Raw genomic sequence first — 26,161 nt, 5'->3', positions numbered from 1 at the left:
ACGCATGAGAATTCAACAAGTAAAAGACAACAAAATCCAATATCTTGATTTATTACAGTTTGCGGATCCGAACGAAGAAGCTTTGGAAAAAGAACTGGATACAATGGATCTGTTTCTGTTAAAGGAAGACGGAGTGATCAAAACGATCTGTGCTGTCAGATTCCGGAAAAACCGGAAGTGCGAGATTTTGAGCATTGTAACCATGGAAGAAGCGCGTGGATGTGGCTACGGTAAATATATGGTTCATTATATTTGTGAGCATTACAGTGACCGGTGTGACGAATTGTATGTGGGAATCGGAAATTGCAGAAAACTGCTTGGCTTTTTTGAAAAATGTGGATTTTCTAATTCTCATATTTTAGCAGGATATTTTCTGAAAAAATACAAAGAACCTGTTTATGATGATGGAATTCCGCTTACAGATATGGTATATTTTAAGAAGCGGCTGGAAGCAGAGATTGATATAAAAAAAGTCGTGGATGTGGCACTGGAAGCAGGAAGGATCCTTTTGAAGAATGGTGGCGAGATCTTCCGTGTAGAAGAGACGATGACGCGGATATGCAACCGTTTTCATATTGATCAGGTAGATATATTTACTCTGAGTCATGCCATCTTTGTTACGGCGAAGAGCGGAGAAGAAGAAGTGTACACAAAGGTGAAGAATGTACCTTTATCGGGAACACATCTGGGGATTGTTGCGGAAGTAAATTCGCTTTCCAGAGCGATATCAGCCGGGAAGATGTCACTGGAAGAGGCGCAGAAACGATTAAAAGAGATCGACAAAATTGAGCCGATACGTCCGGTTGTACAGATCATAGGTGCCGGATTTGCAAGTGGATGTCTTGGATATCTTCTTGGAGCGACGGCGAGAGAAAGCGTTGTTGCGTTCTTTATTGGCTGTATCCTCTATTGCTGGGTACTGCTGGCGAGAAGATATCATATGTCTAAGATTATCAGTAATATTGCAGGTGGCGTGATCATTACCGGGCTGGCGCTTGCAGCGAGAGAGGTGCCATGGCTTGCACCGGTGCAGTTAAATGGTATGATCATTGGTGCGCTTATGCCTTTGGTTCCTGGAATGGCATTTGTCAATTCAATCCGCGAGATTGCAGACAGTGATTTTCTGTCGGGAACAGTCAGAATGATTGATACATTATTAGTATTTGTGTATATTGCGATCGGCGTCGGACTGACTCTTAGCATTTATCACACGTTAGGAGGAATTGTCGGATGATAGTAGAACTGATTGCCAATGGAGTCTGTGCATTTGCAGGAGCGGTTGCGTTTGCAGTATTATTTAGTGTGCCGAGACATTTTTACATCGGATGTGGAATTACAGGTGCAGCAGGCTGGTGTGTGTATTTGATACTGGAAGAATATGCAGGACTTTCGGCTGCAATTGCTTCTTTTTGTGGTACACTGGTAGTGGTATTATTATCACGTATGCTGACCGTGCGGATGAAATGCCCAATCACGATATTCCTTGTATCCGGAGTGATTCCGATGGTGCCGGGTGCCGGGATTTATTATACAACTTATTATCTGGTTATGAATCAGTTGGGAATGGCAGCATCAAAAGGCCTGGAAGCAGTCAAGGTTTCGTTTGGAATAGTCCTTGGAATTGCCATTGTATTATCCATTCCGAGAGATGTGTTCCAGAAAGGCTACTGGAAGCAGCTGAAATATCACAGAAAAAAGAAAAATATTTTAAATTAATATATAGTTAGGAGATAAGAATCATGAGTAAAGTAAGAACAAGATTTGCCCCAAGTCCGACAGGAAGAATGCATGTCGGGAATTTAAGAACAGCATTGTATGCATATCTGATTGCAAAACATGAGGATGGAGATTTTATTCTTCGTATTGAAGATACAGACCAGGAGCGTTTCGTTGACGGAGCGCTGGAGATCATCTACCATACACTGGAAGAGACAGGACTCGTTCATGATGAAGGCCCGGACAAAGATGGTGGAGTTGGACCATATGTACAGAGCGAGAGAAACAAATCCGGACTGTATCTGAAATATGCCAAACAGCTGATTGAGCAGGGAGATGCTTATTATTGTTTCTGCGATAAGGAACGTCTGGAATCACTGAAAAGCAAAGTAGACGGAGAGGGAAGTGCAGAGATTGTTGTCTATGATAAACACTGCCTGGGACTGAGCAAAGAAGAAGTACAGGCAAATCTGGATGCAGGTAAGCCTTACGTTATCCGTTTTAATATGCCGACAGAAGGAACAACAACTTTCAAAGATGACATTTATGGAGATATTACGGTTCCGAATAATGAGCTGGAGGATCTGATCCTTATCAAATCTGACGGATATCCGACTTACAATTTTGCGAATGTTATTGATGACCATCTGATGGGAATTACACACGTTGTACGTGGAAATGAATATTTATCTTCTGCACCGAAGTACAACAAGATCTATGAAGCATTTGGATGGGAGATTCCGACTTATGTGCACTGTCCGCTGATCACAGACGAGACACATAAGAAACTGAGTAAGAGATGCGGACATTCTTCTTATGAAGATCTGATCGATCAGGGATTTGTGAAAGAAGCAGTTGTAAATTATGTTGCACTTCTTGGATGGTGCCCATCTGATAATCGGGAGATTTTCTCACTGGAAGAACTTGTGAAAGCATTTGACTACCGTCATATGAGCAAGTCTCCGGCTGTATTTGATATTGTGAAATTAAAATGGATGAACGGAGAATATCTGAAAGCCATGGACGAAGACAAATTCTTTGAAATGGCAAAACCGTATATTCAGGAAGTTATTACAAAAGATTATGATTTGAAGAAGATTGCCGGATTAGTTAAGACAAGAATTGAGATTTTCCCGGATATCAAGGATCAGATTGATTTCTTTGAAGAACTTCCGGAATATGACACAGCAATGTACTGTCATAAGAAGATGAAAACAAACGAAGAAAATTCTCTGGAAGTATTAAAAGAAGTACTTCCGCTCCTGGAAGAGCAGTATGATTTCAGCAATGATGCTTTATTTGCTCTTCTGAAGAAATATGTTGATGAAAAAGGTGTCAAGACTGGTTTCGTTATGTGGCCGATCCGTACTGCGGTATCCGGAAAACAGAGCACACCTGGCGGTGCTACAGAGATTATGGAGATTCTTGGCAAAGAAGAATCTGTAGCCAGAATTAAAAAAGGTATTGAATTATTAAGCAAATAGAGGTATATATGCAATTAAATCATGCTCAGAAAGAGGCGGTCGCCCATAAGGAAGGACCTTGTATGGTTCTTGCCGGTCCCGGTTCAGGGAAAACTCTTACCATTGCAAAAAGAATTGAATATCTGATCATGAATTATAAGGTAAGACCAGAAGAAATTCTGGTCCTTACCTTTACAAAGTATGCGGCAAAGTCAATGAAACAGCGGTTTGCCAAAGTTATGAAACAGCAGGCATCAGCGGTGACATTTGGAACATTTCACGGTGTTTATTACGGGATTTTAAAGTGGGCTTACAGACTTACTTCCGCGAATCTTCTGACGGAAGAAGAACGAAAAAATCTGCTTACAGGGATCGTTTCGAAGACGGACTGGGGTGAGGATGAAGAGTTGCTCCGGGAAGAAGATTTTCTTAAGAATCTGTCGGAGGAGATTGGGAATGTGAAGAATCACCGCTACAATATAGAAACATATGAAGCAAAGCAATATGGCGAAAATCGTTTTCGGGATATTTATACTGCTTATGAGAAGGAAAAGAAGCGTCTTCATAAGCTGGATTTTGAGGATATGCTGCTGGAGTGTAGCCGCCTGTTTGAGAGCAGACCGGATATACTGGCAAAATGGCAAAAACGTTTCCCGTATATTCTGGTGGATGAATTTCAGGATATTAACCGGGTACAGTATGATGTCCTGCGGATGCTGGCGGGCGAAAACGCCAATCTGTTTGTAGTGGGGGATGATGACCAGTCTATTTACGGATTCCGCGGAGCGAGTCCGGGAATTATGCAGCAGTTTATGAAAGATTATCCGCAGGCAAAGCAAATCCTGCTGGATGTGAATTACCGTTCAACAGCACATATTGTGAATGGAGCGCTGCGTGTGATCACAAATAATAAAAATCGCTTTTTGAAGAAAATCAAGGCAGAACAGAAAGCAGATCTGACAGTTCATGTACAGGAAGTGAGAGATCCGTTTGAAGAAAGCAGGTATATTCTGGGCCGGATAAGGGAAACTTTAAAAAGTGGAATACAGTATGAAGAAATTGCGATTTTATACCGCACTGCTGCTGAGGCAAGAGTGATGGCGGAAACATTGATGGAGCATCAGATACCGTTTCAGATGAAAGAACATTTATATAATATATATGAACATTTTATCGGACAGGATATCAAAAGCTATCTGCACCTGGCAGAAGGAATTGTCACAAGGAAAGACCTTTTAAGGATTGCAAACCGCCCGAACCGCTACATCAGCCGGGACAGCATGCGCAGTGACAGGGCAGATTATGAAAGTCTGAGGAAATATTACCAAAATAAAAAATGGATGCAGGATCGCATTGATCAACTGGAATGGGATATGAAGATGATTGCAGGAAAAAGTCCGTATGCAGTGATCCAGTATATACGAAAAAGAGTCGGTTATGATGCATTTCTGAAAGAATATGCCGCTTACCGCAGACTGTGTACAGAAGAACTGTTTGAGGTGCTCGATGAGATTCAGGAGAGAGCAAAAGCGTATGCGACAATTCCAGAGTGGTTTGCGCACATTGAGCAATATGAAGAAAATTTATGGGAAAACAGCAGAAAAACGCAAAAAGAAGGCATTTGTATGCTGACAATGCACGGGGCGAAAGGATTGGAATATGATACCGTATTTATCCTTGGCGCAAATGAGGGCAGCATGCCATACAGGCGGGCTGTCATGCAGGATGAGACGGAAGAGGAGAGACGCTTGTTCTATGTGGCGATGACACGGGCAAAACGCCAGCTTGTCATCAGTTATGTAAAAGAAAAAAACGGAAAAGACTGCAGTCCTTCCCGTTTTGTAAAAGAGCTCTTCTTATAATTCTTCAAATTCCTGCTCATCCATCCACTCGTCAAATGCATCGGCAGCGATGTCGTATTCGTCATCGTCTTCGATATTGCCAAGTGTCGGCTCGCCGTCTACTTCTTCGTAGCGGTAGAGATAAACATCACCGTCTTCACTCTCACCTTCTTCATTCAGAGGAAGCAGCGCAATATACTCTCTTCCGTTTGCTGAATATGTAGTTAAAACTGCGCAGTCAATCTCTTCATCATCTTCCATTGTAAGAGTTACTGTGATCTGCTCTTCATCTGTGTTCATATTCTGTTCACTCATAATATAATTCTCCTTTTTCTAAGATAACTTAACTCTATCAAAGGAACAGGCAAAAAGCAAGGATGTAGTAGCCAAATTAAGAAAAATGTTGTAAAATAAATCTGCGTGTACATAAGGAGGAAAACAGCATGTTAAGAAAAAAAATATCATTGCTTCTGGCAGTCCTGTTAGTCTGCATGTTAGGAATGACTGCATGCAAAAAAGATGTAGGAACACCGGAAGATAATGCAACAGCCGAAGAAGATACAGACGAAAATGCAGATCAGGAAAAGTACTTAATCGGATTTTCCGTGATCGATATGGAGAACCCGTATTTTATTACATTGGAAAGTGCGACGAGAGAAGTTGTGGAAGCAGATGATTCTACTCTGATCACAAAAGATCCAGGCGGGAATGCGGACAAACAGGCAAAGCAGATTGATGAGATGATCAAGGATGGTATCAATGCCATTATTTTAAGCCCGGTAGACTGGGAGAAGATCACACCATCTCTTAAGAAACTTAAGGATGCCGGTGTGAAGATCATTAATGTAGATACGCAGGTAAAAGAGATGTCCTATGTGGATGCCTACGTAGGCTCTGATAATAAGAATGCAGGATATATCTGCGGAGAAGATCTGATCAAAAAGAGTCCGGACGGAGGAACCGTTGCAATTCTGGAATGCCCGACACAGAATTCCATGAATGAACGTATCACCGGATTTGAAGAGGCGATCTCCAAAGCAGAAAAAGGGTTTGAAGTAGTAGACAGAGCAGATACAAAAGGAAAATTTAACAAAGCATTGAAGGCAGCAGAGAAGATGTTGAAGAAATACCCGAATCTGACTGCGATCATGTGTGGCAATGACCAGCTTGCGGTTGCGGCAAAGACAGCAGTGAATGTTGTCGGTAATGATAAAGTACTGATTTACGGTGTGGATGGGTCACCGGATATTAAGAAAGAATTAAAGAAAAGAGAGAACCAGATTGTAGGAACAGCAGCACAGTCACCGATTAACATAGGAAAGAAAGCTGCAGAGACAGCAGACAATATTCTGGATGGAAACGATTATGAGAAGGAAGTCTATGAAGAAGTCTTTATGATCAATAAAGATAATGTAGATATGTACGGCACAGATGGTTGGCAATAGAGTACAGAAAGGGAAAAAGGACACAAAGAATGAAGAATACACAAGGGCAGCAGTTACCGATGGGGGTTACGGTACAGGAAGATGGAGTCAGTTTTTCCGTTGCAGCGAAGAAGGGGAAGGCATGTTGCCTTCTCCTGTATCATGCAGGGGAAAAAGAACCATGTGCCAGATATCCGATGCGGCAAAGTGAAGGTGCGGTATATACAGTAAAGGTGACGGATATCCAGTCAGGTGCATATGCCTATGAGTATCTGATGGATGAAGAAGTTGTGACTGATCCGTACACAAAAGCATTTACAAAAGAGAATAAGAGTCAGGTCCTGATCACAGAATATGACTGGGAGGATGACAGATATCCGGCTTATGCATATAAGGATGTTATTGCGTACAGCCTTCACGTGCGTGGATTTACACAGGATAGTTATTCAAAGGTTGCACACAGAGGAACCTTTGAAGGCGTCATAGAAAAGCTTCCTTATCTGAAAGACCTGGGGATCAACCAGATTCAGTGTATGCCGGTTTATTCATTTCTGGAAGGAAAAAGAAAGCCAAATTACTGGGGATATGGACCTGGGTATTTCTTTGCACCGAAGAACAGCTATTCTGCTATATCTGACGGTGTGCGTTCGTTGAAAAACATGGTGAAAGCATGTCATGCATCGGAAATTGAAGTCGTGCTGGAAATGCCCTTTTGTCCGGAGACGCCGATCTATCAGGTGCTGGATTGCCTGCGCTATTACAGGCAGGAATATCATATAGACGGATATATCCTGAATCCGGCAGCAGTATCAACCAGAGCAGCGTATGAAGATCCGTATTTACAGGACTGCAAGCTGATGGTTCATCATACGGAATTTCAGAATGTGATGCGCCGTTTCTTAAAAGGAGACGAGGGTATGGTGGAAGCAGTGACTTACTGGCTACGTCACCTGTCGGAGAAAGAAGGAAGCTTCAATTATATTGCGTCACATAATGGCTTCACGCTTATGGATCTTGTATCCTATGAAGGAAAACACAATGAAGCGAACGGAGAAAATAACCAGGATGGACCGGATTATAATTACAGCTGGAACTGCGGAGCAGAAGGCCCATCAAGGAAGAAAGCGGTTGTAAGCTTAAGGAGAGGACAGCTGTATAATGCGCTGTTTCTTGTATTTCTGGCACAGGGGACACCGTGTCTGCTGGCGGGGGATGAGTTTGGCAATTCACAGAAAGGAAATAACAATGTCTATTGTCAGGACAATTCAACAGGCTGGGTGAACTGGAAAAAACTGACGACGCATCAGGAACTGCATGATTTCGTGCGGGATCTGATCGCATTCCGCAAACGTTATAAAGTATTCCATCCGGCGCAGGAGATGAGCGGAACAGATACGACTAGATGCGGAGTTCCGGATGTATCCTACCACGGAGAATATGCATGGAGAATAGAGAAGGAAGTCGCAAGTAGACAGCTGGGCGTATATTACAGTGGAACATCGCTTGAAGCAGAGGACTGCTATGTCGCTTATAATATGCACTGGATCCGTCATACATTTGCTCTGCCATCTCTTCCGAAAAATAAAAAATGGTATCTTGCCGCTTCCACAAAAGACGGTATAAAAGCTGAAATGATCTGTTTGGGTGGACAGAAATCTATCGAAATTGAAGAAAGAACAATAGTTGTCCTGGTTGCAAAATAAGAAAACAGGGATACTCTCTTGAAAGTTATTGAAAAAAAGTGCATAATAAATATAAAGTATGTGAAAGAAATGACAAAGAATAAATGAAGAGGAATGGAGATATAAGTATGAAGGCGTTAAAACATCTGCAAACGATCAATCACCACAAACTATTGGTTATGAAACATTGTTTTAAAGTTGGATTATACAAGCAAGGGCTGCTTCATGATCTGTCCAAATATTCTCCGACAGAATTTCTGGTCGGCTGTAAGTATTATCAGGGAACAAGAAGCCCGAATAATGCAGAACGTGAAGCAACCGGATATTCTACAGCGTGGCTGCATCACAAAGGTCGTAATAAGCATCATTATGAATACTGGATTGATTACAGTATAGTTCCGGGAGAGGGGATTGTAGGACAGAAGATGCCGGTAAAGTATGTGTATGAGATGTTTATGGACCGGATCGCAGCATCCAAAACTTATCTGGGTGATAAGTATACAGACAAAGAGCCGCTTCAGTATTATGAGAAAGGTGCGGCGAAGCTTGGCAAGATGATCCATCCGGAGACAGCGGCACTTATACATAAGCTTTTGAAGATGTTGGCAGAAAAAGGTGAGCGTGCAACATTCAAGTATGTAAGAGAGCAGGTCAGAGAATTGAAACGCCAGAATATGATATAGGAAAATGTCACGATTGAAAAAAGATTTAAAAAAATTAAAAAAGTTCAAAAAATATGTTGACATTTAGGTTGGGTTATAGTATTATAATCTACGGACAGAGCGAGAGAGATAAATAAAAATAAGCTCAACGTCCTATGCGGAAGTGTCGGAACTGGCAGACGAGCAAGACTAAGGATCTTGTAAGCATTGCGCTTGTGTGGGTTCAAGTCCCATCTTCCGCATTTTTTATTTGTGGTGGGAATCCTTGATTTTTTCAAGGGTTCCCGCTCTTTTTTTGAATAGGATTGTTTTAATGGTTCCTGTGATTCCCGCCTTAATTTAGAGTTGCTGTTCATTGACGGACAAAATCTAATTTTTTATAATAAAAGTAATATAGCATTGAAATATGTTGTTGTAAATATGCGGGAAGAGTCAAGGAGGGTACTGTTATGACGATCAGAGAGCAGCTCGAAGAGCGTGAATTAGAATATTTAAGTTCTTATGCAGCGAAAAGTATTGCATCACGGGGAAGAAAAAGACCGGAACCACAGTGTGATCTCAGACCGGTATTTCAAAGAGACAGAGACCGAATCTTACATTGTAAAGCATTCCGCAGGTTAAAACAGAAGACGCAGGTCTTTCTTTATCCGAAGGGGGATCATTACCGGACAAGACTTACACATACATTGGAAGTATCGCAGAATGCAAGAACAATCGCGAAAGCGTTGAGACTGAACGAAGATCTGGTGGAGGCAATCGCATTGGGACATGATCTGGGGCATACACCGTTCGGACACGCAGGGGAACGTGCGCTTGCCAGTGTCAGTCCATCTGGATTCAGTCATAATATACAGAGTGTGCGTGTAGTAGAATATCTGGAAAAACAGGGACAGGGACTGAATCTGACCTGGGAAGTAGTTGATGGGATTGAAAATCATAAGACTAGTGGAAATCCGCATACGCTGGAAGGACAGATTGTGAGATTGTCGGATAAAATTGCGTACGTCAATCACGATATTGATGATGCGATCCGTGGAGGAATCCTGAGGATAGAAGATATTCCGAAGTGTTATACGGATATTCTCGGAATGACGACAAGAGAAAGGCTGAATACGATGGTGCATGATGTGATCATATCCAGTATGGATCGTGATAAGATCGTGATGTCACCGGAGATCCAGGATGCGATGAGCGGACTCAGAGAATTTTTGTTTGAACGTGTTTATACAAATCAGGATGCAAAAGGTGAGGAAGGAAAAGCCATTCATATGATCACCAGTCTGTATCAGTATTATATGGAACATCTGGAGGCAATGCCAGAAGAATTTCTGACCATTCTGGAAGAACGAGGTGAGCCGGAAGAAATGATCGTGTGTGATTATATTGCCGGAATGACGGATAACTATGCCGTAAAGAAGTTTCAGGAATATTTTATCCCAGAATCTTGGAAATATTAAAAGGAAATCAAAGTTCTTTGTTGAATATTTAGCATGAGGGTATTTTTAAGACAAAGAAAAAGGGCGGAGTATATGTATTATTCTGATGAGATTATAGAGGAAGTCAGATCCCGCAATGACATTGTGGATGTGATTTCCAGCTATGTGAAATTACAAAAAAAGGGCAGCTCTTATTTCGGTCTGTGTCCTTTTCACAATGAGAAGTCTCCATCATTTTCAGTAAGCCGCGGGAAGCAGATGTATTATTGCTTTGGCTGTGGTGCAGGTGGGAATGTATTTACATTTTTGATGGAGTATGAAAATTATACTTTTCAGGAAGCACTGAAATATCTGGCTGACAAGGCCGGGGTAGAACTTCCGGAAATGGAATATTCTGCACAGGCGAAGGAGAGAGCTGATCTGAAGGCAATTCTGCTTGAGATCAATAAGATCGCAGCACAGTATTTTTATGTACAGCTTAAGAGTTCAAAAGGAGAAGCCGGACTTTCTTATTTAAAGAGGCGGGAACTGTCGGATGATACGATTAAGGCTTTTGGGCTGGGATATTCCAATAAGTATAGCGACGATTTGTACCGTTACCTGAAAGAAAGAGGATATAAGGACGAGATGATTGCGAAGGCTGGTTTGATCAGTATTGATGAGCGGCATGGTGCGCATGACAAGTTCTGGAATCGTGTGATGTTCCCAATCATGGATGTGAACAGCCGTGTGATTGGATTTGGCGGTCGCGTGATGGGAGATGCGAAACCAAAATATCTGAACTCTCCGGAGACACTGATTTTTGACAAGAGCAGGAACTTGTACGGATTGAACCGTGCAAGAAGCACAAGAAAGCCATATTTTCTTCTGTGCGAAGGGTATATGGATGTGATTTCGTTGCATCAGGCAGGATTTACCAATGCGGTCGCATCTTTAGGAACTGCATTGACACCGGGACATGCTTCACTGATCAAGCGTTACGTGAAGGAAGTATATCTGACTTACGACAGTGATGAGGCAGGGACGAAAGCAGCACTGCGCGCAATCCCGATTCTTAAGGATGTAGGGATTACGGCAAAGATTATCCGTATGGAACCTTACAAAGATCCGGATGAATTTATCAAGAATCTCGGAGCGGAAGCTTTTGAAGAACGGATTGGCAGAGCAAGGAATGGATTCATGTTCAGCCTGGAAGTTCTGGAGCGGGATTATGATATGCATTCACCGGAAGGAAAGACTGATTTTATGCGGGAAGTTGCAAGACGGCTTGGAGAGTTTGAAGAAGAGATTGAGCGCAATAATTACATAGAAGCTGTTGCGCAGGCATATCACGTGGGATATGAAGAGCTTCGCAAATTAGTTGTGAAGACTGCCGTACAGCAGGGACTGGCAAAGCCGGTTTCCAGACCGAAACAGACACGAAAAGAGAAGAAAGAAGATGGGAATATTACGTCCCAGAAGGTGCTTCTGACGTGGCTGATCGAAGATGAGAATATATTTTCACAGATCTGTAAATACATTTCACCGGAAGATTTTACCGGCGATATATATCGGACAGTTGCTTCTATATTGTATGAACAATATGAGAAACAGCAGGTGAATCCGGCACAGATTATGAATCATTTTACGGATGAGGAAGAACATCGCGAAGTTGCGAGTCTGTTCCACACGAAAATCAAGGAACTGACAACTCTTGGGGAGCAGGAGAAAGCATTGAAAGAAACAATCATCCGTGTGAAGAACCACAGCATTGAAGAGGCAGCAAGGAATCTTGCGCCGACAGATATTGCAGGACTGCAGCGTCTGATGGAAGCAAAACGTCAGCTGCAGGACCTTGAGAAACTGCATATTTCCATTAATTAGGGATAAAATATAAACAAGCAATGAGAGGATGGCATTACATGGACGAACACATGGCAAAATTTGAAGAGAGATTAAAAGAACTGGTGAAGCTTGGAAAGAAGAAAAAAGGGATTCTTGAGATTCAGGAAATCAATGACTTCTTCCATGATATCGATCTGGATTCTGAACAGATGGAGAAAGTATTTGAATATCTGGAAGGACAGAATATCGATGTGCTTCGTATCAGCTCCGATGATGACGATATTGATGATTCGGATATTGTAATCTCAGACGAGGATGAAGTAGATGTTGAGAAGATTGACCTGTCTGTTCCGGATGGAGTCAGCATTGAAGATCCGGTCAGAATGTATCTGAAAGAGATCGGTAAAGTTCCGCTTCTGACAGCGGAAGAAGAAGTAGATCTTGCAAAACGTATGGCAGAAGGCGATGAGAGCGCCAAGAAGAGACTGGCAGAAGCGAACCTTAGACTTGTTGTCAGCATTGCAAAGAGATATGTTGGACGAGGCATGTTGTTTCTTGACCTTATTCAGGAAGGTAACTTAGGTCTGATCAAAGCAGTAGAGAAATTCGATTATCATAAAGGATTTAAGTTTAGTACGTATGCAACATGGTGGATCCGTCAGGCGATTACAAGAGCAATTGCCGATCAGGCAAGAACGATCCGTATTCCAGTGCATATGGTAGAGACGATCAACAAATTGATCCGTGTTTCCAGACAGTTATTGCAGGATTTAGGACGTGAACCTACGCCGGAAGAGATCGCTGCTGAGCTGGACATGCCGGTAGACAGAGTGCGTGAGATCCTTAAGATTTCCCAGGAACCGGTGTCACTGGAAACTCCGATCGGTGAAGAGGAGGACAGTCATCTTGGTGACTTTATTCAGGATGATAATGTACCGGTGCCGGCAGAGGCAGCAGCACAGACTCTTCTGAAAGAACAGCTGGATGAAGTACTGGACACGCTGACAGAGAGAGAACAGAAAGTATTGCGACTGCGTTTTGGTATGAATGACGGACGTGCACGTACACTGGAAGAAGTTGGCAAGGAATTTGACGTTACGCGTGAGCGTATCAGACAGATTGAAGCAAAAGCACTTCGTAAGCTTCGTCATCCGAGCCGCAGCAGAAAATTAAGAGATTATTTAGACTAAGAAAGAGGCGCCTATGGAACTATCAAAAAGACTGTACGCAGTTGCAGCTCTTGTGACAGAGGGCGCCTCTGTTGCAGATGTTGGAACTGACCATGGCTATATCCCGATTTATCTGATACAGGAGAAGATCGCATCACGGGTAATCGCTATGGATATTAATAAAGGACCGCTTGAGCGGGCGAGAATACATATTGAAGAACAGGGACTGTCGGATTGGATTGAGACAAGATTGTCGGATGGTACACAGGCACTTGTTCCGGGAGAAGCAGATACGCTTATCACCGCTGGAATGGGTGGTGGACTTGTGATCCATATTCTGGAAGATGGTAAAGATGTGATCAATCAGATGAAAACCTGTATTTTACAGCCACAGTCAGAGATTGACAAAGTACGACGGTATCTTACGCAGGAACAGTTTTTGATCGTCGATGAGGATATGGTGGAAGAAGATGGCAAATACTATCCGATTCTCAAAGTGGAGCATGGAGAGTCGGAAACCTATGAAGAGTATGAATACTATTATGGAAAGAAATTACTTGAAAAAAAGCATCCGGTGCTAAAGGATTTCCTGTTGCGGGAATGTGCGATCCAGGAGAAGATTTTGAAGCAGTTAAATAAACAGGCAGACAGTACAAGTATTCAGGTGAGGAAAGCAGAGCTTGCAGAAGAGATGCTAAGAACAAAAGAAGCACTGGAACGAATCACGGATGTGCATAATGCAGAATAATCTGTAAGTATTATAGCCGGAGATATCTGATTAACAGCATATTATAATAGAAAATAAATGAGAAACCCGGAAACGGGAATACAGGAAACAGAGGTGAATAGTATGCTCTGTAAAGAGATCATGGAAAAAATAGAAAATGTATATCCAAAGGATGCGGCGCTCTCCTGGGATAATGTCGGACTTCTTGCCGGAAGAGACGATAAAGAAGTCCGTAAAATCTATGTTGCGCTGGATGCGACAGATGAAGTGGTGGAGGATGTGATCTGTCAGAAAGCAGATATGCTTGTAACACATCATCCGTTGATTTTTGGCGGTATGAAACAGATCAACAACCGGGATTTTATCGGCAGACGTCTGTTACAGCTGCTCGGTAATGATATTTCTTATTATGCAATGCATACAAATTACGATGTATGCAGGATGGCTGAGCTTGCAGGCAATCTTCTGGGGCTCAATGATACAGAAGTACTGGATGTTACCGGAATGCGCATACAGCCGGAAACAGGTGAGGAGTATCCGGAAGGCATTGGTGAGATTGGCAGCTGGCAGAAACCGGTAACTTTAAAAGAATGCTGCGATAGAGTAAAGAAAGCATATGGGGTTCCGCAAGTGAAAGTATTTGGTGATCTTGCTCAACAGGTATCGCGGATCGCTCTCTGTCCGGGTTCCGGAAAAAGCGTGATCACACAGTCGCTGGCAAAAAAGGCGGATGTATTGATTACCGGAGATATCGATCATCACGAGGGGATTGATGCAGTTGCACAGGAACTTGCAATCATTGATGCAGGACATTATGGTGTGGAACACATTTTTATAGAAGATATGAAGAATTATCTGCAGGAAGCGTTTCCGCAGACAGCGGTTATAAGTGCTGCCATCCATCATCCGTTTACGGTGGTATAGGAATGGCAGATGTTGCACAGACATTTTCGGACAGATGCAAAGAAAGGATGATGTGAAATGTATCAGGTAAAAATCCATGACGAGATCAGACAGTATGAAGCCGGAACAACCTATCTGGAGATCGCAAAAGAATATCAGAAAGAATATTCCCATGATATCGTACTTGTCACGGTTGATGGTAAATTACAGGAACTTCACAAGAAAGTAAACAGAGACTGTACACTTAACTTTGAGACAACAGCATGTGACAGTGGGCACAAAACATACAAAAGAAGCATGAGCCTTTTGCTTGTTAAAGCAATTTATGATGTGGCAGAACACGAGAATGTTGATAAAGTCCGGATCCACTATTCCGTCAGTAAGGGATATTATTGTACAATTGAAGGCAATGTTGTACTGGATCAGCAGTTCCTGGATCAGGTAGAAGCACGGATGCATCAGATGGTAGAGGCAGATCTTCCAATCAATAAGAAATCTGTAAATACCGATGATGCGATTGCGACATTTGCCAGATACGGTATGCATGATAAGGAGAAATTGTTTGCGTACCGCAGGGTTTCCAAAGTAAATATCTACAGCATTAATGAATTTGAAGACTATTATTATGGATATATGGTTCCGAGCACCGGGTATTTAAAATACTTTAAATTGTATCTTTATGATGACGGATTTGTGCTCCAGATGCCGGAACAGAAGGAACCGGAAATTGTTCCGCCATTTGAGCCGCAGAACAAATTATTCCATGTATTAAAAGAATCCACAAGTTGGGGTGATATGCAGGGGATTGAGACTGTTGGTGCACTGAATGACAGGATTACCAAAGGTGATGTGCGGGAGACAGTACTCGTCCAGGAAGCATTACAGGAGAAAAAAATTGCGGAAATAGCTGCAACGATCGCTGCCAGACCGGAATTAAAATTTATCCTGATCGCCGGTCCGTCATCATCCGGAAAGACAACATTTTCCCATCGACTGTCAGTACAGCTTCGTGCCTGTGGTCTGGTGCCGCATCCGATCGCGGTAGATAATTATTTTGTGGAACGGGAAGAGAATCCGGTGGACGAGAACGGAGATTTTGATTTTGAATGTCTGGAAGCAGTAGATGTGGAGTTATTTAACAGACAACTGGGAGATCTGCTTGCAGGAAAGGAAGTTGTTCTTCCAAGGTTTAATTTTGTGACCGGACATAAGGAATACGGACCGGACGTGAAGAAGCTGGGAAAAAATGATGTTCTCGTCATCGAAGGAATCCACTGCCTGAATCCGAAACTGACGCAGAGTCTTCCGGATGAAAATAAATTCAAGATCTATATCAGTGCACTGACACAGCTGAATATTGATGAGCATAACCGGATTCCGACAACAGACGGACGTCTGCTCCGGAGAATTGTCCGGGATGCAAGAACAAGAGGCGCTTCGGTTGCGCGGACAATCAATATGTGGCCATCTGTAAGAAAAGGGGAAGAGAAGAATATTTTCCCATATCAGGAAGAAGCGGATGTGATGTTCAATTCGGCGTTGATTTATGAACTTGCTGTATTGAAACCATATGTGGAAGCACTTCTGTTCGGAGTGGACAGAAAAGCACCGGAATATGTAGAAGCAAAACGATTGTTAAAATTCCTGGATTATTTTGTGGGAATCGGAAGTGAAAACGTTCCAACGAACTCCCTACTGCGGGAATTCATTGGAGGTGGATGTTTTCAAATTTAATTCTTGAACATATGATTTGAGATAATTGCTGTGATAATTTAGGAACGGTAGAATTTGATGAGGCTGTCCAGTCGGGAACTCATGTTGCGCATGAGCAGATCCAGTACTGTGACAGCCGTCATTGCTTCTACGACAACGACAGCGCGGGGAACAATGACAGGATCGTGGCGCCCGGTAATCTCAATTGTAGTATCTGTAAGCTCCTGACAGTCTGTTCTCATGACGGTATCCTGTGGCTGGGAGATAGATGGCGTTGGCTTGACTGCCGCCCGCAGTATGATCGGACTGCCGTCGCTCATACCTCCGAGTGTACCGCCAGAGTGATTTGTTGCTTTGGTAAGCTTACCAGCGTCAAGACGGAAAGAATCGTTGTTGTTACTTCCAAGTGCGGCAGCAGCCTGGAAACCGTCGCCAATCTCCACACCTTTGACTGCACCGATGGACATAACCGCACTGCAAAGTGCAGCGTCCAGTTTATGAAATACGGGCTCTCCGATACCGGCAGGTACACCGGTGATCGCACATTCGATCATGCCGCCTGAGGAGTCCTGCTTTCTGATACATTCAGCAAGGTAGTCCGAAGCCCTGGCTGCGTAATCGTTATTTGGCATATAGAGTGCATTTTCTGTAATCTGATCGTAATGATATTCATTTTCCGGAATGACAATATCTCCGATGGAACGGGTATAAGCTGTAATGGTGATACCGAGTTGTCTTAATATCTTTGCGGCGATTGCTCCGGCTGCAACACGTCCGATCGTTTCGCGACCGGAAGAACGTCCGCCACCACGGTAGTCGCGAAAACCGTACTTGGCATCAAAAGTGTAATCTGCATGTCCCGGACGATAGCAGTCTTTGATCTTGCCATAATCTCTGGAACGCTGGTCTGTATTCTCGACCATGATGGAAATTGGCGTTCCGGTTGTATGACCTTCAAAAACGCCAGATAAAATACGTGCTTTATCGGACTCTTTTCTTGCAGTTGTAAAGCGGCTCTGCCCCGGTTTTCTGCGGTCGAGATAGATTTGAATATCTTCTTCATCTAAAGAAAGTCCCGCAGGACATCCGTCTATAACAACCCCGATTGCGGCACCGTGTGACTCGCCCCAGGTTGTGATTGTAAATAAATTTCCTAAAGTTGAACCTGCCATAGTTGTTCTCCATTTCTTCTATAATATGTAGTCTTTGAAATTGTTCGGTATGTAAAACGATACAACTTATTATATAGGAAGCAGGAGAAAAGCGCAACGGATGAATAAGGGCGGATATTCAAAAATTCTTCATATTTTCCTTAAAATTTAGTCTGTACTTTTATGGATATGCATATTATAATGGGACATGTGAATAAAAAAGGAGTAAGCGCTTATGAGTAAGAATGACAAAAGAGCCGATGAGATTATCGAAGAAACAATGCGGGAATTATATGGTGATCTTCATAAGTCTGAGATCCGTGATTCAATAGATGAAGATGATTTCGATGAAGATGGATTCGAAGAATTTGATGAAGATGATTATGAAGAAATCAGCCACAGAAAAGCAAAGAAAACTCATGCGGCAGGTTATGATGAAAAACCGGATTATGAGGACTTTGAGGACTTTGAGGGTGAAGAAGGCGAGGTAGAGTCGGACGCAGTAAAAGAGGCATCAAAAGCATACAAAAAACGCAGACGTAAGAAAAAAGCAGGAAAAGTGATCGGAACTATCGTGGGGATCCTCGCTGTAGTTTATATCGGAATTGCACTTTATTTTGGAAGCCATTTTATGTTCTATACGAAGATCAATGGCAACGATGTTGCGCTTAAGAGTGTAAGCCAGGTGGAGAGCAAGTTAAAGAAAGATGTCGGAGATTATGTACTTACATTGAAAGAATCTGACGGAAGTACAGAAGAGATTGACGGATCTGACATTTCCCTGGAGTATGTGCAGTCTGATGAACTTGCAAAATGCATAAAACAGCAGAACAATTTCCTGTGGATCATATCACTTTGGAATCATCCGCAGATTGAGGCTTCAGTTGGTGTAAAATACGACAAAGAAGCACTGGCAGATGAGGTCAGTGGCCTGAATTGTATGGATAAGAAGAACCAAACTAAATCAAAAAATGCATATCCGAAATTCATGGATACCCGATTTGAGATTGAACCGGAAGTTATCGGCACAGAGATTGATGAAGATGCGTTCAATGAAGCAATTAAGGAAGCATTAGACGGATTCCAGTCAGAACTGGATCTTACAAAAGAGGGATGCTATATTAAGCCGGATTATACAAAAGACTCACAGGAAGTCAAAGATGCGGCTGAGAAGATGAACAGTTATCTCGGAGCAAAGGTTACATATGATTTCAGTCCGAAGACAGAAGTCGTAGATTCTTCTGTTATTTCACAATGGGTGAAAGTAAACAAGAAGATGAAAGTGAAGTTTGACAAAGATGCGGTGAAGAAGTATATTCAGAGTCTTGCGTCCAAATATAATACCAGAGGAAAGACACGCACTTTCAAAACCGCAACCGGAAACACAGTCAAAGTGGATGGCGGAGATTATGGCTGGTGCATAGCGCAGGACAGCGAATACAAAGAGCTGACAAAGAATATCAAAAAAGGTGAGACAGTCACCCGTGAACCGAAATATTTAAGTAAAGCAGCATCCCATGATACGATGGATATGGGAGATACTTATGCAGAGGTAGACTTAACGAATCAGAGAGCATACTTTATTAAGAAGGGTAAAGTTGTGCTCAGCACAGATGTTGTAACCGGTAATCCGAACAAAGGCAATGCAACACCTCCGGGCGTGTATTCTCTGACATATAAAACAAAGAATGCAACACTTCGTGGTGAGAGAAGACCGGATGGTACTTATTCCTATGAGACGCCGGTTAAATACTGGATGCCTTTCAATGGAGGAATTGGATTTCATGATGCTTCATGGCAGCCGACTTTCGGAGGAAGCCGTTATAAATCACACGGTTCCCATGGTTGTGTCAATTTACCGCCATCAGTTGCACCGAAGATGTATGAACTGGTATACAAAGATGTGCCGGTTGTATGTCATAATTAGAAAAGTGCTGCTGGCAGCAATTAAGGAATAAAGAGATAATAAGCAGTAAATGATGAAAATCACAGAAAGCAATGAGGATAAGATCATGTATGAATTAATTAAAAAAGATGGTCTTGCCAAAAGAGGAAGATTGCATACAGTGCATGGTGTTATAGAGACACCTGTATTTATGAATGTGGGAACGGCGGCCGCGATCAAGGGCGCAGTTTCCACAGATGACCTCCAGCAGATCAAGACGCAGGTGGAACTTTCAAATACGTATCATCTCCATGTGCGTCCGGGAGATGAAGTTGTGAAAAAGCTGGGCGGTCTTCATAAATTTATGACCTGGGATAAGCCAATCCTTACAGATTCCGGCGGGTTTCAGGTTTTTTCTCTGGCAGGACTCAGAAGAATCAAAGAAGAAGGAGTTTATTTCAACTCCCATATAGACGGGCACAAGATTTTTATGGGACCGGAGGAAAGTATGCAGATTCAGTCTAATCTTGCGTCTACAATAGCAATGGCATTTGATGAATGTCCGTCGAGTATTGCAAAAAGAGATTATATGGAAAAATCGGTTGACCGGACAACCAGATGGCTGAAACGCTGTAAGGCAGAGATGAACCGTCTGAACAGTCTTCCGGATACGATCAATAAGCAGCAGATGCTTTTTGGAATTAACCAGGGTGGCGTCTATGAAGATATCCGTATCCGCCATGCACAGGAGATTGCACAACTTGATCTGGATGGTTATGCGATCGGCGGACTTGCGGTCGGAGAAACACATGAAGAGATGTACCGGATTCTGGATGCGGTTGTACCGCATCTGCCTGAGAACAAACCGACGTATCTGATGGGAGTCGGCACACCGGCAAACATTCTGGAGGCGGTTGACCGTGGAGTAGACTTCTTTGACTGTGTATATCCAAGCCGTAACGGAAGACATGGACATGTCTATACGAATCATGGAAAACTGAATCTTTTTAATGCCAGATTTGAACTGGATGATAAGCCGATCGAGGAAGGATGCCAGTGTCCGGCATGCCGTTCCTATTCCAGAGCGTATATCAGACATTTGCTGAAAGCAAAAGAGATGCTCGGCATGCGGCTCTGCGTGCTTCACAATCTGTATTTCTATAATACGATGATGGAAGAAATACGGGATGCTATAGAAGCGGGAAGATATAAGGAATATAAGAAATGGAAACTGGACGCAGTTTCGGGGAATAATTCGTAAAATTTCTATGAAATTGTGGGAAATAGCTTGCTAGAGCCTGCATTATTGTGTATGATAGCAATAGTGTTTAAAAATATTAGGAGGAAGAAATATGTTTACATTAGCAGCACAGAGTTCACCGGTAAACGGGATTGTTTTAGTTTTAATATATGCATTGATCTTTGGTGGATTCTGGTTTTTATTCATCAGACCACAGAAGAAAGAACAGAAGAGAGTACAGGCTATGATCGCAGAGATGGAAGTTGGAGATACAGTACTCACATCAAGCGGTTTTTACGGTGTGATCATCGACATCAGTGATGATGATCTGATCGTGGAATTCGGTAACAACAAGAATTGCCGTATCCCGATGCAGAAAGCAGCAATTGCACAGGTCGAGAAGGCATCTGCTGAATAAGAGATATAATTGAAGAAGATATCAGAAAGGGATGTCCGTAGAGGGCGTCCTTTTTTATATATTCTTGATGTTAGCATATTGCATGCACCTATATAGATATAGAAAAACTATATAAAAAAGACCAGTTTTGTACGTGCGAAAATACAATATAAGGCGCAAAAACAGGCAAAATTGCACAAAATCATGTACAAGCGTTGTAATGAGAACGATTATCAAAAATATGCTTGCTATTTTATTCACAAGATGATATACTTTGCAACGAAAAACAGAAAACGAAGGATGAAAGGAGTATGTGCGATGACACAGCGTGAACAGTGGGAAGGCTTCTCCGGAGAGAACTGGAGACATTCCATAGACGTAAGAGATTTTATTCAGGAAAACTACACACCATATGAGGGAGATGAGTCCTTCCTGGAAGGTCCTACAGAAGCAACCAACACATTATGGGAAAAGCTTCAGGAACTGCAGAAAGAAGAACGTGCCAAAGGCGGAGTCCTTGATATGGAGACAGAAGTTGTATCCGGACTTACAGCTTATGGACCGGGATACATCAGTGAGGAAACAAAGGATCTTGAAAAAGTAGTTGGTCTTCAGACAGACAAACCGCTTAAGAGAGCGTTTATGCCATATGGTGGTATTAAGATGGCTGAGCAGGCATGTACAACTTACGGATATCAGCCAAGCGAAAAGCTGCATGAGATTTTCACAAAATATCATAAAACACACAACCAGGGAGTATTTGATATCTATACACCGGAGATGAAAAAAGCAAGACATAACAAGATCATCACAGGTCTTCCGGATACTTACGGAAGAGGACGTATCGTAGGTGATTACCGTCGTGTTGCATTGTATGGTGTCGATTTTCTTATTGAAAAGAAACAGTATGATTTTGAGCGTTATGCAAGACATGGTATGAAAGGAACAGATTTCCGTCTCCGTGAAGAGCTTGCAGATCAGATCAAAGCGTTGAAAGAGATGAAGGAAATGGCTGCTGCTTACGGATTTGATATTTCAGAGCCGGCAAAAGATGCAAAAGAAGCAGCACAGTGGCTGTATTTCGGATACCTTGCAGCAATCAAGACTCAGAACGGAGCTGCAATGAGTGTCGGACGTATTTCTACATTCCTTGATATTTATATTGAAAGAGACTTAAAAGCCGGAAAACTGACGGAGAAAGAAGCTCAGGAACTGATCGACCATATGGTAATGAAGTTCCGTATGGTTAAATTTGCAAGAATCCCATCTTACAACGAGCTGTTCTCAGGAGATCCGACATGGGCAACACTGGAAGTAGCTGGCCTTGGACAGGATGGACGTTCTATGGTAACAAAGAATGATTATCGCTTCCTGCACACATTGAAGAACATGGGACCGTCACCGGAGCCAAACCTTACAGTATTATATTCTTCAAGACTGCCAGAGAACTTTAAGAAGTTTGCAGCTTTGATTTCCGTAGAGACAAGCTCAATCCAGTATGAGAACGATGATGTTATGCGTCCGGTATGGGGCGATGACTATTCAATCTGCTGCTGCGTATCGGCAACAGAGACAGGTAAAGAGATGCAGTTCTTCGGAGCACGTGCAAACCTTGCTAAGTGTCTGTTATACGCAATCAACGGTGGCATTGATGAGAAGAACAAAGTTCAGGTAGGACCTGCTTACCGACCAATCACATCGGAATATCTTGACTTCGATGAGGTGATGGAAAGATATGACGAGATGATGGAGTGGTTAAGCAAGCTGTATGTTGATACACTGAACATGATCCACTATATGCATGACAAATATTATTATGAGTCAGCACAGATGGCACTGATCGATACAGATGTAAAACGTTCTTTCGCAACTGGTATTGCAGGATTCTCTCATGTAGTAGATTCCCTTTGCGCTATCAAATATGCAAAGGTTAAACCAATCCGTGACGAAGACGGAATTACAACTGACTTTGAGATCGAGGGAGACTTCCCAAGATATGGTAACGATGATGACCGTGCAGATGACATGGCAATCTGGCTTCTGAAGACATTTATGCACAAGCTGAACAAATGCCACACTTACAGAAATTCTGTACCAACGACATCTATCCTTACAATTACTTCTAACGTTGTATATGGTAAAGCGACAGGATCTCTTCCGGATGGAAGAAAAGGTGGCGAGCCGTTATCACCAGGCGCTAACCCGTCATACGGCGCAGAGAAGAGCGGTCTGTTAGCTTCACTGAACTCCGTAGCTAAACTTCCATATGAGCTGGCACTGGATGGTATTTCCAATACACAGACAATCAGCCCGAGCGCACTTGGACACAGCGATGATGAGAGAAAAGAAAACCTTGTACATGTTATGGATGGATACTTTGACCGCGGAGCACATCATCTGAATGTCAATGTATTTGGTGTAGAAAAACTGCGTGATGCTATGGAACATCCGGAGAAACCGGAATACGCAAACTTTACAATCCGTGTATCCGGATACGCTGTTAAGTTCATTGACCTGACACGTGAGCAGCAGTTAGACGTAATCGCAAGAACATGCCACGAGCAGATGTAGTTTGAACATTTGATTTGAAAAGTATTAAAGGAGCAAAACAATGACGAAAGGATATATCCATTCTCTGGAAAGTTTTGGCTCCGTTGACGGACCGGGTGTACGGTATGTGATCTTTTTATCTGGATGCGCAATGCGCTGTCAGTTCTGTCACAATCCGGACACTTGGAATATGCAGGCAGGAACGCCTTACACAGCAGATGAACTGCTTGAAAAAGCATTGAGATACCGCTCTTACTGGGGAAGTAAGGGCGGTATTACCGTCAGTGGAGGAGAACCACTCCTGCAGATTGATTTTCTGCTGGAGCTGTTTACAAAAGCGAAAGAAAAAGGAGTTCACACAACTCTAGATACCTGTGGTAATCCATTTACAAGAGAAGAACCATTCTTTTCTAAATTTGAAAAGCTGATGGAAGTAACAGATCTTGTAATGTTAGATATTAAGCATATGGATGAGGAGCAGCATGTGCTTCTGACCGGACAGAAGAATGACAACATTCTTGATATGGCAAAATACCTGTCGGATACAGGTAAATCTATGTGGATTCGTCATGTACTGGTGCCGGAAAGAAGTGACAGGGACGACTATTTATGGAAACTGCATGATTTCATAGAGAAACTTGATCACGTAGAACGTGTGGAAGTGCTTCCATATCATACGTTGGGAGTATACAAGTGGAAAGAACTTGGTATCCCTTACGGACTGGAAGGCATCGAACCTCCGACGCAGGAAAGAATTCAGAATGCGAATGAGATTCTGAAGACTGCAAAATATTTATGATGCCAGGGACAAAAGCCAAAAAATCACAATGTGCTTGCACATGAGTGGTTTTTTGGCTTTTTCCCTTAATATCATATTTATAAAAGTATATGAAAATACTGGAATGTGCCAAGGCACATTCTTTTTTTGCGACAAGGAAAATGCTGTGACAAATGGCAGCTATGGAGCTATCCGGGAAAACATGATATAATAAGAAGAAAAATGATAAGGGAGGATTGGGATATGGTGAATTATTCGGAAGATCCAAACAGACAGTATCATATACAGGTCGCACCCGGTGAAGTTGGAAAGTATGTTATTCTTCCGGGAGATCCAAAACGCTGTAAGAAGATTGCAGAACATCTGGATGATGCAAAACTGGTTGCAGACAGCCGGGAGTTTGTAACTTATACCGGAACGCTGAACGGAGTAAAGGTCAGTGTCACATCTACCGGAATTGGAGGTCCTTCGGCGGCAATTGCTCTGGAGGAATTAGTAAAGGCAGGAGCAGATACATTCATCCGTGTCGGTACAAGCGGAGGAATTGATCTTTCTGTAAAAAGCGGAGATCTGGTTATTGCAACCGGAGCAGTCCGCATGGAAGGAACAAGTAAAGAATATGCGCCGATAGAATATCCTGCTGTAGCAGATATAGAAGTTGTGAATGCATTAATCGGAGCGGCGAAGGAGATGTGCGTTCCCTATCATGCCGGGGTAGTGGAAAGTAAAGATTCCTTTTACGGACAGCATGCACCGGAGAGCAAACCGGTAAGCTATGAGCTGCTGAACAAATGGGAAGCATGGAAGAGAATGGGTTGCCTTGCGTCTGAGATGGAATCTGCTGCATTGTATATAGTAGGAAGTTATCTTCGCGTGCGGATAGGAACCGTGCTTTTGGTGATGGCAAACCAGGAACGCGCAAAAGAAGGTCTGGACAATCCGGTAGTTCATGATACGGAACTTCCAATAAAAACTGCGGTTGAGGCAATCCGTAGCCTGATAAGAGAAGATCGGAAAAAACAGAAAATATAAGGAAGGAGCGACAGATGGACAGTATACAACAACTGATCAGAGAAGCTTTTTCTGCGCTTGAATATGCCTATGTACCGTATTCGGGATTTAAAGTCGGTGCGGCGCTTCTTACAGAGAGTGGAAAAATCTACACCGGATGTAATATTGAAAATGCTGCATATACGCCAAGCAACTGTGCGGAGAGAACGGCATTTTTTAAAGCGGTCAGTGAAGGAGAACGACATTTTACAAAGATCTGTATAGTGAATGAAGATACAAAAGGTATGCATACTTATTGCCCGCCATGCGGAGTGTGCAGACAGGTGATGCAGGAGTTCGCAGATCCTGATAAATTAGAGATTATTCTGGCAAAAAGTCAGGATGAATATGTAACTTACAGCCTGAAAGAATTATTGCCACTTGGTTTCGGCGCAGATAATTTGTAATTTTAGCGTATTAAAGTCTTGAAAGCTGTAAGGAAATAAGATATTATAGGATGTATATTATTTATATTAACAGAGCGCACTCTGTTTTAAGCGATATAATATTCGAAAGATTTTGCCGGTGGCAGGTTCTTATAGATACGTGA

At 42.7% G+C, this 26,161-nt stretch carries 22 protein-coding genes and 1 tRNA gene; 21 read left to right on the top strand and 2 right to left on the bottom strand.

The features are described 5' to 3' along the window. Nucleotides 1-4 precede the first annotated feature (4 nt). Genes DXC04_RS06810 through DXC04_RS06795 form a run of 4 tightly spaced genes read left to right on the top strand, consistent with a single transcriptional unit; the run spans nt 5 to nt 5,041 of the window. Complete coding sequence (locus DXC04_RS06810; protein WP_118660538.1) at nt 5-1,234, top strand: GNAT family N-acetyltransferase; 1,230 nt, start codon at nt 5-7, stop codon at nt 1,232-1,234. Beyond that, the gene (locus DXC04_RS06805; protein ID WP_021860707.1) at nt 1,231-1,716 is read left to right on the top strand and encodes a threonine/serine exporter family protein; all 486 of its coding nucleotides are present in this window, start codon (nt 1,231-1,233) and stop codon (nt 1,714-1,716) included. The genes DXC04_RS06810 and DXC04_RS06805 overlap by 4 nt, the downstream gene beginning before the upstream one ends. A gap of 23 nt (nt 1,717-1,739) precedes the next feature. Next, nucleotides 1,740-3,200: a glutamate--tRNA ligase gene (gene gltX / locus DXC04_RS06800; RefSeq protein ID WP_021860706.1), complete on the top strand. Its 1,461-nt coding sequence runs from the start codon at nt 1,740-1,742 to the stop codon at nt 3,198-3,200. 8 nt (nt 3,201-3,208) lie between these two features. Beyond that, a complete protein-coding gene (locus DXC04_RS06795) occupies nt 3,209-5,041 on the top strand; it encodes an ATP-dependent helicase (RefSeq protein ID WP_118660536.1) in 1,833 nt (610 codons plus the stop codon). Here the strand turns inward: DXC04_RS06795 and DXC04_RS06790 are convergent. Continuing rightward, nucleotides 5,036-5,335: a DUF1292 domain-containing protein gene (locus DXC04_RS06790; RefSeq protein ID WP_021860704.1), complete on the bottom strand. Its 300-nt coding sequence runs from the start codon at nt 5,333-5,335 to the stop codon at nt 5,036-5,038. The two genes, DXC04_RS06795 and DXC04_RS06790, sit on opposite strands and share 6 nt — an antisense overlap. 128 nt (nt 5,336-5,463) lie before the next feature. Between DXC04_RS06790 and DXC04_RS06785 the strand changes: the two genes are divergently transcribed. The 10 genes from DXC04_RS06785 to DXC04_RS06740 all read left to right on the top strand — a co-directional run bounded on the left by DXC04_RS06785 (nt 5,464) and on the right by DXC04_RS06740 (nt 16,581). After that, nucleotides 5,464-6,465: a sugar ABC transporter substrate-binding protein gene (locus DXC04_RS06785; protein ID WP_021860703.1), complete on the top strand. Its 1,002-nt coding sequence runs from the start codon at nt 5,464-5,466 to the stop codon at nt 6,463-6,465. A 29-nt stretch (nt 6,466-6,494) separates the two neighbouring features. Then, a complete protein-coding gene (locus DXC04_RS06780) occupies nt 6,495-8,147 on the top strand; it encodes an alpha-amylase family glycosyl hydrolase (protein ID WP_118660534.1) in 1,653 nt (550 codons plus the stop codon). 107 nt (nt 8,148-8,254) lie between these two features. Next, a complete protein-coding gene (locus DXC04_RS06775; protein WP_118660532.1) occupies nt 8,255-8,809 on the top strand; it encodes a DUF5662 family protein in 555 nt (184 codons plus the stop codon). A 136-nt stretch (nt 8,810-8,945) separates the two neighbouring features. Continuing rightward, nucleotides 8,946-9,030: transfer RNA gene (locus DXC04_RS06770), tRNA-Leu, on the top strand. A gap of 207 nt (nt 9,031-9,237) precedes the next feature. Then, nucleotides 9,238-10,245: a deoxyguanosinetriphosphate triphosphohydrolase gene (locus tag DXC04_RS06765; protein ID WP_118660530.1), complete on the top strand. Its 1,008-nt coding sequence runs from the start codon at nt 9,238-9,240 to the stop codon at nt 10,243-10,245. Between the two features lie 72 nt (nt 10,246-10,317). Then, complete coding sequence (dnaG, locus tag DXC04_RS06760; protein WP_118519227.1) at nt 10,318-12,087, top strand: DNA primase; 1,770 nt, start codon at nt 10,318-10,320, stop codon at nt 12,085-12,087. Nucleotides 12,088-12,125: 38 nt separating this feature from the next. Beyond that, a complete protein-coding gene (gene rpoD, locus DXC04_RS06755; RefSeq protein ID WP_021860698.1) occupies nt 12,126-13,238 on the top strand; it encodes an RNA polymerase sigma factor RpoD in 1,113 nt (370 codons plus the stop codon). Nucleotides 13,239-13,251: 13 nt separating this feature from the next. Beyond that, nucleotides 13,252-13,965: a tRNA (adenine(22)-N(1))-methyltransferase gene (locus tag DXC04_RS06750; RefSeq protein WP_118660528.1), complete on the top strand. Its 714-nt coding sequence runs from the start codon at nt 13,252-13,254 to the stop codon at nt 13,963-13,965. 102 nt (nt 13,966-14,067) lie between these two features. Next, nucleotides 14,068-14,868: a Nif3-like dinuclear metal center hexameric protein gene (locus tag DXC04_RS06745; protein ID WP_118660580.1), complete on the top strand. Its 801-nt coding sequence runs from the start codon at nt 14,068-14,070 to the stop codon at nt 14,866-14,868. Between the two features lie 57 nt (nt 14,869-14,925). Beyond that, the gene (locus DXC04_RS06740; protein ID WP_021860695.1) at nt 14,926-16,581 is read left to right on the top strand and encodes a nucleoside kinase; all 1,656 of its coding nucleotides are present in this window, start codon (nt 14,926-14,928) and stop codon (nt 16,579-16,581) included. Between the two features lie 38 nt (nt 16,582-16,619). On the opposite strand, the gene aroC is transcribed toward DXC04_RS06740, so the two are convergent. Then, nucleotides 16,620-17,732, bottom strand: a complete 1,113-nt coding sequence (aroC, locus tag DXC04_RS06735) for a chorismate synthase (RefSeq protein ID WP_118660526.1) — start codon at nt 17,730-17,732, stop codon at nt 16,620-16,622. Between the two features lie 214 nt (nt 17,733-17,946). On the opposite strand from aroC, the gene DXC04_RS06730 reads away from it, so the two are divergent. From DXC04_RS06730 to cdd, 7 genes are all read left to right on the top strand, one after another. Then, nucleotides 17,947-19,638, top strand: a complete 1,692-nt coding sequence (locus DXC04_RS06730; protein WP_021860693.1) for a L,D-transpeptidase family protein — start codon at nt 17,947-17,949, stop codon at nt 19,636-19,638. An 85-nt stretch (nt 19,639-19,723) separates the two neighbouring features. Beyond that, nucleotides 19,724-20,857: a tRNA guanosine(34) transglycosylase Tgt gene (gene tgt / locus DXC04_RS06725; RefSeq protein WP_117537419.1), complete on the top strand. Its 1,134-nt coding sequence runs from the start codon at nt 19,724-19,726 to the stop codon at nt 20,855-20,857. 91 nt (nt 20,858-20,948) lie between these two features. Then, nucleotides 20,949-21,254 (top strand): preprotein translocase subunit YajC, encoded by a 306-nt coding sequence (gene yajC, locus DXC04_RS06720; RefSeq protein ID WP_021860691.1) that lies wholly within the window; start codon nt 20,949-20,951, stop codon nt 21,252-21,254. A 297-nt stretch (nt 21,255-21,551) separates the two neighbouring features. Next, on the top strand, nt 21,552-23,804 hold the full coding sequence (pflB, locus tag DXC04_RS06715) for a formate C-acetyltransferase (protein ID WP_118660524.1): 2,253 nt from the start codon (nt 21,552-21,554) through the stop codon (nt 23,802-23,804). 40 nt (nt 23,805-23,844) lie between these two features. Next, nucleotides 23,845-24,582 (top strand): pyruvate formate-lyase-activating protein, encoded by a 738-nt coding sequence (pflA, locus tag DXC04_RS06710; RefSeq protein WP_118660522.1) that lies wholly within the window; start codon nt 23,845-23,847, stop codon nt 24,580-24,582. A gap of 222 nt (nt 24,583-24,804) precedes the next feature. Then, complete coding sequence (udp, locus tag DXC04_RS06705) at nt 24,805-25,593, top strand: uridine phosphorylase (RefSeq protein ID WP_118660520.1); 789 nt, start codon at nt 24,805-24,807, stop codon at nt 25,591-25,593. Nucleotides 25,594-25,607: 14 nt separating this feature from the next. Continuing rightward, nucleotides 25,608-26,018, top strand: coding sequence for a cytidine deaminase (gene cdd / locus DXC04_RS06700; protein ID WP_117537324.1), 411 nt, complete (start codon nt 25,608-25,610; stop codon nt 26,016-26,018). Nucleotides 26,019-26,161 lie beyond the last annotated feature (143 nt).

This window comes from Dorea sp. OM07-5 (assembly GCF_003481355.1).
Lineage (GTDB): Bacteria > Bacillota > Clostridia > Lachnospirales > Lachnospiraceae > Dorea_D > Dorea_D hominis.
Note: the sequence above shows the minus strand (reverse complement) of the source record. Positions and strands in the feature narration are given on the sequence as shown.

What these genes read in the sequence shown, in the direction of transcription:
- DXC04_RS06810 (WP_118660538.1), top strand. Translation starts at nt 5, where the DNA reads ATGAGAATTCAACAAGTAAAAGACAACAAAATCCAATATCTTGATTTA.
- DXC04_RS06805 (WP_021860707.1), top strand. Translation starts at nt 1,231, where the DNA reads ATGATAGTAGAACTGATTGCCAATGGAGTCTGTGCATTTGCAGGAGCG.
- gltX (WP_021860706.1), top strand. Translation starts at nt 1,740, where the DNA reads ATGAGTAAAGTAAGAACAAGATTTGCCCCAAGTCCGACAGGAAGAATG.
- DXC04_RS06795 (WP_118660536.1), top strand. Translation starts at nt 3,209, where the DNA reads ATGCAATTAAATCATGCTCAGAAAGAGGCGGTCGCCCATAAGGAAGGA.
- DXC04_RS06790 (WP_021860704.1), bottom strand. Translation starts at nt 5,335, where the DNA reads ATGAGTGAACAGAATATGAACACAGATGAAGAGCAGATCACAGTAACT.
- DXC04_RS06785 (WP_021860703.1), top strand. Translation starts at nt 5,464, where the DNA reads ATGTTAAGAAAAAAAATATCATTGCTTCTGGCAGTCCTGTTAGTCTGC.
- DXC04_RS06780 (WP_118660534.1), top strand. Translation starts at nt 6,495, where the DNA reads ATGAAGAATACACAAGGGCAGCAGTTACCGATGGGGGTTACGGTACAG.
- DXC04_RS06775 (WP_118660532.1), top strand. Translation starts at nt 8,255, where the DNA reads ATGAAGGCGTTAAAACATCTGCAAACGATCAATCACCACAAACTATTG.
- DXC04_RS06765 (WP_118660530.1), top strand. Translation starts at nt 9,238, where the DNA reads ATGACGATCAGAGAGCAGCTCGAAGAGCGTGAATTAGAATATTTAAGT.
- dnaG (WP_118519227.1), top strand. Translation starts at nt 10,318, where the DNA reads ATGTATTATTCTGATGAGATTATAGAGGAAGTCAGATCCCGCAATGAC.
- rpoD (WP_021860698.1), top strand. Translation starts at nt 12,126, where the DNA reads ATGGACGAACACATGGCAAAATTTGAAGAGAGATTAAAAGAACTGGTG.
- DXC04_RS06750 (WP_118660528.1), top strand. Translation starts at nt 13,252, where the DNA reads ATGGAACTATCAAAAAGACTGTACGCAGTTGCAGCTCTTGTGACAGAG.
- DXC04_RS06745 (WP_118660580.1), top strand. Translation starts at nt 14,068, where the DNA reads ATGCTCTGTAAAGAGATCATGGAAAAAATAGAAAATGTATATCCAAAG.
- DXC04_RS06740 (WP_021860695.1), top strand. Translation starts at nt 14,926, where the DNA reads ATGTATCAGGTAAAAATCCATGACGAGATCAGACAGTATGAAGCCGGA.
- aroC (WP_118660526.1), bottom strand. Translation starts at nt 17,732, where the DNA reads ATGGCAGGTTCAACTTTAGGAAATTTATTTACAATCACAACCTGGGGC.
- DXC04_RS06730 (WP_021860693.1), top strand. Translation starts at nt 17,947, where the DNA reads ATGAGTAAGAATGACAAAAGAGCCGATGAGATTATCGAAGAAACAATG.
- tgt (WP_117537419.1), top strand. Translation starts at nt 19,724, where the DNA reads ATGTATGAATTAATTAAAAAAGATGGTCTTGCCAAAAGAGGAAGATTG.
- yajC (WP_021860691.1), top strand. Translation starts at nt 20,949, where the DNA reads ATGTTTACATTAGCAGCACAGAGTTCACCGGTAAACGGGATTGTTTTA.
- pflB (WP_118660524.1), top strand. Translation starts at nt 21,552, where the DNA reads ATGACACAGCGTGAACAGTGGGAAGGCTTCTCCGGAGAGAACTGGAGA.
- pflA (WP_118660522.1), top strand. Translation starts at nt 23,845, where the DNA reads ATGACGAAAGGATATATCCATTCTCTGGAAAGTTTTGGCTCCGTTGAC.
- udp (WP_118660520.1), top strand. Translation starts at nt 24,805, where the DNA reads ATGGTGAATTATTCGGAAGATCCAAACAGACAGTATCATATACAGGTC.
- cdd (WP_117537324.1), top strand. Translation starts at nt 25,608, where the DNA reads ATGGACAGTATACAACAACTGATCAGAGAAGCTTTTTCTGCGCTTGAA.